This window comes from Lutibacter agarilyticus, assembly GCF_900188235.1.
GTDB classification, from domain to species: Bacteria; Bacteroidota; Bacteroidia; order Flavobacteriales; family Flavobacteriaceae; genus Lutibacter; species Lutibacter agarilyticus.
Window position 1 is genome coordinate 126,508 of the sequence record NZ_FZNT01000009.1, and the last position, 12,369, is coordinate 138,876.

Below are 12,369 nucleotides of genomic sequence, written 5' to 3' on the forward strand. Positions count from 1 at the left end.
ACAAACCAAACCACCGTGAAAAATTACAAACAATATATCAATGGTCAGTTTGTAGCTTCTAAAGCTACATCAGTTATAGAAATAATAAACCCTTGTACTGAAGAAGTGATAAGCACAATTTCATCAGGTACAGTTGAAGATGCTAATAATGCGCTTGAAGCAGCTAAAGATGCCCAACCAAAATGGGAAGCTTTACCCGCAATACAAAGAGCAGCATTTTTGCATAAAATGGCAACTGTTATTAGAGAGAATAGAATTTTTTTAGCTGAAACACTTTCAAAAGAACAAGCTAAAGTTATTGGTTTGGCACAAGTTGAAATTGACGTGACTGCTGATTATTTTGATTATAATGCTGGTTGGGCGCGTAGAATTGAAGGTGAAATTATTCAAAGTGATAGAGAAAAAGAGCACATTTATTTACATAAAGTTCCAATTGGAGTTGCTGTAGGTATTTGTCCTTGGAATTTCCCATTTTTTGTAATGGCTCGTAAAGTAGCGGCATCATTAATTACAGGAAATACCTGTGTTATTAAACCTAGTTCTGAAGCACCAAATACCATTATGGAATTTGCCGAGTTAATCCAAAATATTGGATTGGCACCAGGTGTGTTAAATTTTGTATGTGGAGCAGGAAGAACAGTTGGTAACGCACTTTCTAAAAGTCCAATTACGGGAATTATTAGTTTAACAGGTAGTGTTTCAGCTGGACAGAAAATTATTGAAGCTGCAGCTGAAAATATTACAAAAGTTTCGTTAGAATTAGGAGGTAAAGCACCTGCAATTGTATGTGCTGACGCAAATTTAGATTTAGCTGTAAATTCAATAGTTTCATCAAAAGTAATTTTTAGCGGTCAAGTTTGTAATTGTGCTGAAAGAGTATATGTTGAAGATAGTATTTATGATGAATTTGTAGAGAAGATTACTAAAAAAATGAGCGAAGTTACCATTGAAGATGCTTTAACGGGAACAGATGCTGATATGAGTAGTTTAGTTTCAAAATCTCAAATTGATAAAATTTCAGAAATGGTTGAGTTCGCTAAGAAAGAGGGAGCTGAAGTTATTTTAGGAGGAAAGCGACCTGAACAATTTGATCGTGGTTATTTCTATGAGCCAACGCTTTTAACCAATTGTACACAACAAATGGAAATTATTCAAGAAGAAGTGTTTGGTCCTGTATTACCAATTATGAAATTTGGAACGCTTGAAGAAGCGATTGCTTTATCTAACGACTGTCAGTTTGGGTTAACATCATCTATATTCTCTGAAAACTTCAACAATATTATGCGTGCTACAAATGGTTTACACTTTGGAGAAACGTACGTAAATAGAGAACACTTTGAAGCTATTCAAGGATTCCATGCAGGTTGGAAAAAATCTGGAGTAGGTGGTGCTGATGGAAAACATGGTATGGAAGAATATTTGCATACAAAAGTGGTATACGCTAAATATTATTAAAACATAAAGTTTTTACTGTAATTTGTAAATAACTATAATTTTAAATCTCAGAAGTATTCCTTCTGAGATTTTTTTATGCACAAAAACGAATTTAAACGTTTTGAACTAAAATACCTTACCACCTCGTTCAGGAACAAAAATATAGTTAGCGCCTTTTTTAACGAATACAATACATCTTATTAATCAAACAACGTTTTAAAATAACCCGCAATTCCTTATTTTATTTTAATGATTTCGATTATCTATTTTGTTTGGTTGATAAAAGAAGAAGTAACCATGTTAATTAAAAATATAAGTTTTAATCACCATTATTTTAGTGTTTTATGTGTGATTCGGTTGTTTTTTATGTTATATCTTGATATAAGTTTTGATGTAGAAAACCCAGAATTTCAAAAAGAGTTTTAATACCTAATTTTATTGAAAAATTGAATTTGACAAAGCATTTAACAATTCATGGAGTGATAAATACTTATTATAAAAATAATAAAGAAGATATGTCTGAATATTCAGGGATAACTTCTGTGAATTGTAAACAAAAGCAGTATTTCTAAGTAAAACAATAACGATTAAATTAAGAATATTTAAATTTGTAATGAATACATAATCTTTATATTTTAACTACAATCAACGTCGCTGTTATCTTGTATATAAAGCAGGATAAGACAGGATAGAAAGAGTACTTTGTTTTTTTATTTTTATAAGATAATTAGAGTTCTTAATGTTTTTAGCTTGAAACAGTAAAATGACCAACCTACTGAATAAATTTTCAAAAACGTTACTTATTTAAGTAAAATATTACAGTGATCATAATTAGTAACTATAGCAGTTTTATGATGAAGATTGATTTTGTCTCCCGAATATATTATATGAAGAAATTTTTACTATTATCGTTAGCAATGAGTTTTTGTATCTCATTAAATGCTCAGATTTTTAAACAAGATTTTAGCAGTTCTACTTCTATTGCAGACTATGTAAGTACAACTCCCAACATAGGACAATTTGATAATATTTCTCCTAACGGAGCCAATCTAACAGCGAGTATTATTAATAGAGCTCTTCGGTTTAATAGAACTAGTACAGCTACTATTTATGCGTATCGTAATTTTACATTTGCTGCAAATCCAACATTTGTACAATTAAAATTTGATTTTGAAGTTAGTAACTACCAAGCTGGTACGCAAAGTCCTTTATTTAGTGTTTTTATAGGGTCTGGTTTCTCAAGTGCCTCTTCTGGATCTTCATCAGACTTTACAAGTAGATTTGGAATTAATGCTCAAACAGCTAATGGAGAATTTAAAGTTTCTACCATTGATAATATTGGAGGCGCACCTAGTTCTTCAATATTTTCAGGTAAGCAAACCATTACTTTTGTGGTAAATAACTCTGGTAGCAATCAAACTTATACAGCTCCTAATGGAAGCACAGAAACAGTAGTAAATGGTAAAATGGATGTTTGGGTTGGAACAACTAGAGGTATTGATGATTTTTCTTTAAAAAACACCGATGCTAAAGGTGTTATTAGCGGATTTAAAATTCAAGCAACTTCAGCTTCAGGTACAGGAACTTTTGATTTTGATAATATTGAAATGATAGATTTAGAAGATGAAAGTACAACACCGCCTACAGCTCCAATAAATTTACCAGATACACCAACAGAGTATTTAAGCTTAAAACATCCTTTTATTTGGGCTTCTTATCCTGAAAGACAACATATAGTAGATAATATTCATGAATACGATTGGGCTAGTTCACTCTACAACCAATTAAAGTCAAGTGTTGATATTAAAAAAAATACACATGTTACAGATCAAGAGGCAATATTAAAAACAATTCCTGCAATTCCAGGTTTATTTTCTGATAGAACAAGTCATACCGAAATATTAGCATCAATGACAGAAGCTGCAATTTTATATTATTTAACAAATGACACTTCTTACGCTCAATACAGTGCAGATATTTTAAGCCATTATATGGAAAGACTAGCGGTACAACCAGTGCAAAAATATCAAGAAGGCACTGATGGATTAATGTTTGATGATGGTTGGTTGGAGTCAAGAACACTTTTTCCTAGAATAGCGCTTACCTATGACTTTCTTTATAATTATGTGAATAATGTAAGTACTACGGTTTATGATTATGAAACTAAAACAAGAAAAAAGTTTGATGACGCTGTTGCGCAAACAACAGTGGCTAATTTAGCCGATATTGTTTTTATGAGTATTAGAGCTCCTCATAGTAATCATTCTGTTTTAGCAGGAAATGGTGCTTTATTTAATCTTTTAATGATTGCTAATGATACAAAAAAAGATGAATATTTTAACCGTTTTTACAACAATGCCAATGAAAGTTTTGATGCCTATACTTGGACACTTAACAATTTTACTGAAAATGGTGTTTGGCCAGAAACATTTAGTTATTCAAAAGATTCTCATGGGTTAGTTATTCAATCATTAAATGTAATAGATCGTTACAATCCAAGTTTAAATTTATTAAATAATCATTTAAATATTCTTGATGGTTTTATAGGTTATGCCAATTGGTTTTATCCTTCTAATGAGTTAATGCGTTTTGGTGATTCAGGAATAGACGGAGATATGACTAATGAATATCGATGGATTTTAAGTATTGCTACCAGAAAAAATTTACCAAGCTATAAGCAATTGGCAACACAAAATTTAAAACATTATTATGACCAAAATGGAGGATATGTGCCTGTAATAGAGTATGAACGACTTGAATTTAATAGTCCACTGCAACTCTTGTGGGGAGAACATGTAGCAGCTACAGAAACGGCAGTTGCTCCTAAAGTTGAAACAACTTATAATTTAAAACATGCAGGACTTTTAGTTCAAAGAAATTTTAACACTACAGATGTTAAAAATAATGGTTTAATGTATTACTCAGGAGGATCAGCATACGTGCATACACATTCAACAGGGATTGATTTAGAGTTGTATGGTAAAGGTCAGGTTACAGGTGCAGAAAGCGGAAGTGGTTCTTATGGGTCAGATGAACATGAAAATTATAGAGTACGTCATGCGTCACATAACACAGTAATTGTTAATGGCTCTGGAAAACGTGGAGGAAACAATTGGCTTACTAAAGTAGCAAGCGTAGCTTTAGAAGCTTGTGAGCCTAAGTCTTATGGTACGTCAATTTCTAATAACTTCTCTTTTTCAGCACAATTTATTGATGATTCTTTTAATGATTGTTTGCAACAACGTACCAATAGTATCATTCGTACAAGTGAATCAACAGGTTATTATTTTGATATTTTAAGATCAAAAAGTAAAACTTCTGATGATTACCACGATTATATTTATCATAATATAGGAGATGCAGTTTCATTGAAATTTACAGATAATTCTGCGGTGCCATTAAATGCCTCTACTAAATATGCAACTGATAAAGTAGGTGATGTTACAGGTTGGACCTTTTTTGAAAATGTAAATTCATCAGCTTCAACCCAAAAAGCAATAAAAGCTTCATTTGCATTAAATGCAGTAAATAAATTTATGAATGTTTCAATTCCTGCCGGAATTGAGCGTGAATATACTACAGCACTAGCTCCTTATACAAAAGGGGCGTTAAATGATTACGATAAAAAGAAAACTCCAGTAATAACCATGCGTAAAATTGGTGAAGCTTGGAACGAACCTTTTGTTGCTATTTATGAACCTTCAGACAGTCAAGAAAGTACCATTAAATCAACAACAAATATTTATAACAATAATAAAGTAGTTGGTGTTAAAGTAATTTCAGAAGTAAATGGAGCCGAAATAACCGATATTATTTTAGCAAATGATGAAGATGATATAAAGCTAAACTTACCTAATTTAAATATTGATTTTACAGGAAGATTTGGAATTGTACGTTTAAATGTAAAAGATGGAAAAACCAATGTTTCTTTATATGTAGGGAAAGGACAACAACTTGTTTTTGACGGATATACATTGGATGCCGATAGTGAAGAAAAAGGCTTGTTAGCATATACCCTTGATTATGAATATGTATTTGAGTTAGCGTCTGATAACTTCCTTATTGAAACTGTTGGAGAAACTTGTACAGGAAAACAAAATGGAAGCCTTAAAATTGAAGCTAGTTTAGATCGTAATTATATAGCAACTATAAACGGTAATACTCACAATTTTAATTCAACTTTAACGGTAGATGGGTTAAGCCCTGGAACCTACGATTTATGTATTACCATTGAAGGGGACACTTTTGAACAATGTTACAACGTAACTATTGAAGGCGGATCTAAATTAGAAGGAAAAATAAAGGTTGACAAAAAAATAGCTGCTGTTTCTATTGCCAAAGGAACAGCGCCTTATACAGTGCTTAAAAATGGAAAAACCATTTTAGAAACATATCAAACCAACTTCTCTGTTGAAATAAATCATGGTGATCAATTGCAAATTCAAAGTAAATCAGCTTGTCAAGGTGTGCTTTCAAAAAGTATCGATTTATTAGAAAATGTGCGTGTGTATCCTAACCCAACAAATGGTTTGTTTGAGATGTATTTACCAGAAGATATAAAAACGGCAAACATAGAAATATACAATATACAATCTCAATTAATTTCATCACAAACATACACAGTTCAAGGTGGTAGTGTTAGTTTAAATATTAGCGACAAACCTGTTGGCGTTTATTTTGTGAAGTTGAATTTAGAAAAACCTGTATTTATTAAAGTAATAAAGAATTAATGATGAGAATAACATATTTATTTTTAGTTATAATTTTAAGTGTATTAGTTGCTTGTGGAGGTGGAGGAGAAACTAATCCTGTTGAAGAAACACCAGAAAATAGACCTCCATTAGTTCCGGAGCAAGTTTATCCATTAAATAATACACTTTGTATAAATAACAACGTAAATTTTCAATGGAACAAGTCTGAAGATTTAGACAATGATGCTTTAAAGTATAAGATTGAAATTTCTGAGAATAGTGGTTTTACAAGCATTGCACAAACTAAAACAGTCAGTACAAATAGTACAACTATTACTTTAGAAAAAGGAAAAGCATTTTACTGGCGCGTAAAGGCAATAGATAGTGAAAATGCTGAAAGTGATTTTTCGTCAAGCAGTCAATTTTTAACTGAAGGAGATGGTGTAACCAATCACTTACCATTTTCACCAGATTTAGTTGTGCCAACTTCTAATGAAATAATTGATGGAACAAGTGCAAACTTAAGTAGGACAGCAAGTGATGTGGATAATGATGCTTTAACTTTTGATGTGTATTTAGATACGGTAAATCCACCGTTGAAAAATGTTTCAGAAAATCAATCTGAAACAACCTATGTAGCTTCAAATTTAACTGTAGCAACTACTTACTATTTTAAAGTTGTTGTTAAAGATGGAAAAGGCGGAGAAACAATAGGACAAGTTTGGAATTTTAGTACAAAATAAATTGAAAATGAATCTGTTAGGTGTAATTGTTAATAATAATTACACCTAACAGGTAATAAATTAATAATTCAAAAATCAGAAAAAAATGCGAATTCTACTTTTAGCAATATTATTATTGTGTGTTCAATGTAAAACACCCAATGAAAATACTGACAAAAAACAAAGTGATATAACACCTAATTTCAACGAATTAAGTAAAGGATTTCAAACGCCAGAAATGGCTTATCATCCCGAAACTTGGTTTCACTTTAATGGTAATAATATTGGTAAAGAGGGTATTACACTAGATCTTGAAGCAATAAAATATGCGGGAATTAAAGGAATTCATTTATTCAGTAAAAATGGACGTATATTTCCTGGAGTTGAGCAAATTAAAGTATTATCTCCTGAATGGGAAGATATGGTTCGCCACACTGCTGATGAATGTAAACGTTTAGGTTTAAAATTTACCATGCAAAATTGCCCAGGTTGGTCAATGACTGGTGGTCCGTGGGTACCTGTTGAAGAAGCACAAAGAGAAATTGTAGAAACGGTTTACCGATTAGAAGGCGGAAAGGAGTTTAATGATATTCTTTCAATAGATTCGTTGTATAAAACTCCAGATTATGATTATAAAGATGTACAAGTAGTTGCATTTCCAACTCCAGAGGGTGATGATACAGAAAAACTCAATCCTTCAAAAATCGAAAGTAATAATGCTATTGTACCTTGGGATGACATCTTTAATCCTAATTCAAAAATTATTGTTACAGCCAAAACAACAAGGCTAGATAAAGATCTCAAACAATACAGAGCAAAAGGAATTGCAAAAGTAGAAGCAAAAAACACTTGGGTAAAAACCACCTTTAAAAATCCAGTCACACTTAGGTCGGTTGTTTTCCCACCATTGCGCCATATTATTATGGATACGCAGTATCCAAGAATTGATGTTACAATAAAAGTTCAAGCACTTATTAAAAATACGTTAACTGAAATTGCTGTTATTAAACTTCCTGATGCTAACTGGAACGACAGACAAAAACAGCATACTATGGCAATTCCTGAAACAACTTCAAAGGAATTTGTGTTCACTTTTGAAGGAGCTCATGTAATTCAACCAGAATTTATTCATTTAACTTCAAAGCCAAGACTTCATAATCACGAAGCAAAAGCTGCTAAAACTATGCGTCGTATTAAAGATGAAATAACATACCATTATGCTGAAAATACGATTATTCCTGCTAATAAAATTGTGAATCTTTCAGAAAAAATGACTTCAGAAGGAAAATTAACATGGAATGTTCCGCAGGGAAATTGGACAGTAGTACGTTTTGGTCATATCAATATGAGATTAACCAATAAACCTGCAATGCCTGAATCAACAGGTTGGGAATCGAGTAAATTAGATAAAATTGCCATTGAAAACCATTTGCGAAATGGAATGATTGGTAAAATGATTAAAGATGGAGGTCCAATTGGCGATGGGAAATTAAACGGTTTATTAATAGATAGTTGGGAAAGTCATGTGCCAACATGGACGATGAATTCTGAAGATATGTTTCTAGAGTTTGAACAACGTAGAGGCTATAGTATGAAAAAATATTTACCAGCTACTATGGGTTATATTGTTGAAAGTCCAGAAGTAACTACCAAGTTTTTAAGAGACATTCGCCAAACAATGGATGATGTGTATATTGATAATTTCTTCAGTCATTTTGCTACTGTGGCTCATGAAATGGGAGCAGAAGTGTATACTGAAGGTGCTGGAGGTGAAGTGTTACCAATAGACCCTATGCGTTATTACGGAGTAAGTGATATACCAATGACAGAATTTTGGTATCCAAAATCACCTTCAAGTCAAAATGAATACGCAAAACCAATTTTTTCAGCTGCATCGGCAACACATTTATATAATAAACCTTTGTTGGCAGCTGAAGCTTGTACGCAAGTTGGAGTAAAATGGAATGAACACCCTTTTGATGTGAAATATTTAATTGATTACAATTTTACAAAAGGTGTAAATCATTTGGTATTTCATACGTTTTCTCATACGCCGCAAACCAATGTAGCTCCTGGTTCAAGCTTTGGAGGAAATATTGGATTTCCTTTGGTAAGAGCGCAAACTTGGTGGAAATATATGCCAAATTGGATTGATTATTTATCGCGTAACCAATATATGTTACAGCAAGGAGAATATGTGGCAGATGTACTTTGGTATTATGGAGATCATTTTGAACGTCCTCCTTTTGATTTAGATTACTTTCCTAAAGGGTATCGTTTTGATTATTTAAATGAAGAAATATTACAATCTAAATTAGCGGTAAAAGACGGAAAAATCAATGTAAAACATGCTGGTGATTACCGTATTATTTTACTTAGAGATTCCAATGAAATGTTGCTTTCAACTATTCAAAAGTTAAAAGAATTGGTGATTCAAGGTGCTGTAATTGTTGGAGATAAACCTATGGGGTCTCCAAGTTTAATGGATGATGCAAACGATTTAAAAATGCTTAAATCAATTTCAGATGAATTATGGGGAACTGAAACAGTTGGTGTAAAAACAGTTGGTTTGGGTAAAGTATATTGGGGACAAACCATTGATGCTGTTTTAAAGGCTGAAAGCATTACTCCTGATGTAACAGTACCTGAAGGTTTGCCAATTCATTGGATTCACCGTAAAACTGCCGATGCTGATATTTATTTTGTAAGTACCACAAGTGATAAATGTTTAGATGTTTCATTAAGTTTTAGAGTGGCTAATGCCCACCCTCAATTGTGGAATGCTTTTACAGGTGAACAGCAAGATGCAATGGTATGGTCTCAGGAAAACGAAAAAATAAATGTAGCTATATCTTTTGATCCAAGTGGTAGTGCTATTGTTGTTTTTCCAAAAGGAGATAAGCAGCCGTTTTCTTCAAAAGTTGATTTTGAAAATGAAACTATTTTAAGTGCTGAAAATGGATGGTATAATATTCATTCTGATGCTAATTTTACAAGAGTTTCAAAAAAAGGAAACAATATATTGGCTTCAAAATCGGGTACATTCAAATTTTATGAAGGAAACAATGTAAAATCAATTGAAGTAACGGTAAATGAAACTTCACTTCAAAATAATTGGAAAGCCTCTTTTGAAAAAGGTTGGGATACACCAGAATCTATAGAGGTGCCGCAATTAAAATCGCTTACTAATTTTGACAATGAAGCTATTCAACATTATTCAGGAACTGCAACGTACACCAAAGATTTTAACTTAGAAAGTGTAGGTAAATATATGAGTATTGATTTGGGTGAGGTAGCCAATATTGCTGAAGTATGGTGCAATGGTAAAAAAGTAGCAACACGTTGGGCACCGCCTTACAGGTTCGATTTAAGTGAAAACCTAATTAAAGGAAAAAACACATTAGAAATTAAAGTAACCAATACTTGGAGAAATCAATTGATTTATGATAATACACGTTCAACAGAAAATAAGAAAACGTGGACCACAAATAAACCTAAAAAAGAAGATACAACACTAGACAAAGCTGGTTTAATTGGACCGGTAGTGTTAAAAACAATAAACTAGTTTCCTAAATAAACACATAATTTATATAATGAAAAGACGCAATTTTATACAACTATCAACATTAGCAGGCTTAGGGTTAACACTTCCTTTATCAGGGATATTTAATTCATGTGCAGCACATCCAGAACATTCATTAGAATTTAGAGAATTAACGTTCAATCTTTTAAAAGATTGGTGTGATGGTATGTTAAAGGTGCAAATAATCAATCCTTCTAATTTAGAAGAACACGGTGCGTTAGATTGTCCATCTTGTTCACATATTCATGGTAGATGTATGGATGCTGTGTATCCTTTTTTATATATGGCCGATGTTACTGGTGATAAAAAATATATTGAGGGTGCTATTTTAGTAATGAATTGGGCTGAAAATAATGTTTCTCAAGAAGATGGTAGTTGGACAGTAATACCAAATCCAAAATCTTGGAAAGGTATTTCAGTATTTGGCGCCATTGCTTTAGCCGAAGCATTACATTATCACGGACATGTGTTAAGTGAAGAGCTACGTACTGCTTGGATAGCGCGTTTAGCCAGCGTAGGACAATATATTTACGATACATTTACAATAGATTTTACAAATATTAATTATCCAGGTACAGCTATTTATGGATTGAATTTAATAGGTAATGTACTTAATAATGAAGCTTTTATTGCGAAAAGTAAAACACTTGCTTCTGAAGTAAAAGTGTATTTTACCAAAAATGAAAGGTTGTTATTTGGTGAATGCAAAAAAAGCTCGAGTAAATTAAGTAAAAAAGGATTGCACGGTGTAGATTTAGGATACAATGTTGAAGAAACTTTAAATAGTTTGGTGATGTATGCATTGAAAGAAAATGATGAGGAGTTGTTGCAAATAGTAACAAAATCGTTAAATAGTCATTTAGAATTTATGTTGCCAGATGGAGCTTGGGATAACAGTTGGGGAACACGCCAATACAAGTGGAGTTATTGGGGAAGCCGTACCTGTGATGGTAGTCAGCCTGCTTTTGGTATGATGGCGCACATTAATCCTGCTTTTGGAACTGCTGCTGTAAAAAATACAGAATTATTAAAACAATGTACTGCTAACGGACTGTTGCATGGCGGTCCGCATTATGTTTCACATGGTATTGAGCCTTGTGTACATCATACATTTGCACATGCCAAACCATTAGCTGCATTGTTAGATCATTGGAATCATTTACCTGAAATAAATAAAAATACAGCCTTGCCAAGAACTATTGCTGATGGGGTAAAACATTTTGAAGATTTAGATGTTTCGCTTTTTGCACGTGGAGATTGGAGAGGTACTGTAAGTGCTTATGATGCAGAATATCATTATAAATACGATTATCGTCAGGCAACGGGTGGCGCATTGGGGGTTTTGTATCATAATGAAGTAGGACTGCTGTGTGCTGCAAGTATGGCTGTGTACCATTTGGTCGAAAAAAACAATCAGCAACCACAACCAGGTGAAGATATTGCACTAACACCTAGAATAGAAACTTTTAAAAACGATGTTTGGTATACTAATTTATTTGATTTAGAAGCAAGTATAAAATCTTCTGATACAAATGGTAAAATTCAGTTAAAAGCAAATACAATTATTAAAAATGAAGCACGGGAGGCTGTAAGTGAAACGGCGTCAGATTTTGAAATTGACTATAATTGTGCTGCTGAAGAAATGAAAATAACGGTAAAAACAGACCAGCAAATTAACGAAGCTACAGCATTTGTATTGCCAATTATTTCACCAACAGGAGAAGTAGTAACTATTGTAAATGAAAATGAAATTTCAATTCAAAAACCTGAAGGTTTGGTAACTATAAAAGCCAATGTGCCTTTAAAAATAAAGGAAATTTCTGGAGAAAGAACATTCAATATGGTGCCTGGTGTAGAAGCAATACCAATTGAGGCATTTTTTACAAACGATAAAAACGAATTGAACATATCAATACAAGTAAGTTAATCTAGTTATTTT

General features: G+C 32.5%; 5 protein-coding genes. All 5 read left to right on the top strand.

What is annotated here, in order from left to right:
- Nucleotides 1–15: 15 nt before the first annotated feature.
- The 5 genes from aldA to CHB67_RS14575 all read left to right on the top strand — a co-directional run bounded on the left by aldA (nucleotide 16) and on the right by CHB67_RS14575 (nucleotide 12,357).
- Nucleotides 16–1,455 carry an aldehyde dehydrogenase gene (gene aldA / locus CHB67_RS14555; protein ID WP_089382525.1) on the top strand — a complete coding sequence of 480 codons (1,440 nt, stop codon included), beginning with the start codon at nucleotides 16–18 and terminating at the stop codon, nucleotides 1,453–1,455.
- 866 nt (nucleotides 1,456–2,321) lie between these two features.
- Nucleotides 2,322–6,164 (top strand): T9SS type A sorting domain-containing protein, encoded by a 3,843-nt coding sequence (locus CHB67_RS14560; protein WP_176461286.1) that lies wholly within the window; start codon nucleotides 2,322–2,324, stop codon nucleotides 6,162–6,164.
- Entirely contained in the window at nucleotides 6,164–6,868 is a 705-nt protein-coding gene (locus CHB67_RS14565) for a fibronectin type III domain-containing protein (RefSeq protein ID WP_089382527.1), read from the top strand. The genes CHB67_RS14560 and CHB67_RS14565 overlap by 1 nt, the downstream gene beginning before the upstream one ends.
- Before the next feature lie 85 nt (nucleotides 6,869–6,953).
- The gene (locus CHB67_RS14570; RefSeq protein ID WP_089382528.1) at nucleotides 6,954–10,412 is read left to right on the top strand and encodes a glycosyl hydrolase; all 3,459 of its coding nucleotides are present in this window, start codon (nucleotides 6,954–6,956) and stop codon (nucleotides 10,410–10,412) included.
- A gap of 28 nt (nucleotides 10,413–10,440) precedes the next feature.
- Nucleotides 10,441–12,357, top strand: coding sequence for a hypothetical protein (locus CHB67_RS14575; RefSeq protein ID WP_089382529.1), 1,917 nt, complete (start codon nucleotides 10,441–10,443; stop codon nucleotides 12,355–12,357).
- Nucleotides 12,358–12,369: the final 12 nt, after the last annotated feature.

What these genes read in the sequence shown, in the direction of transcription:
- CHB67_RS14575 (WP_089382529.1), top strand. Translation starts at nt 10,441, where the DNA reads ATGAAAAGACGCAATTTTATACAACTATCAACATTAGCAGGCTTAGGG.
- CHB67_RS14560 (WP_176461286.1), top strand. Translation starts at nt 2,322, where the DNA reads ATGAAGAAATTTTTACTATTATCGTTAGCAATGAGTTTTTGTATCTCA.
- CHB67_RS14570 (WP_089382528.1), top strand. Translation starts at nt 6,954, where the DNA reads ATGCGAATTCTACTTTTAGCAATATTATTATTGTGTGTTCAATGTAAA.
- CHB67_RS14565 (WP_089382527.1), top strand. Translation starts at nt 6,164, where the DNA reads ATGATGAGAATAACATATTTATTTTTAGTTATAATTTTAAGTGTATTA.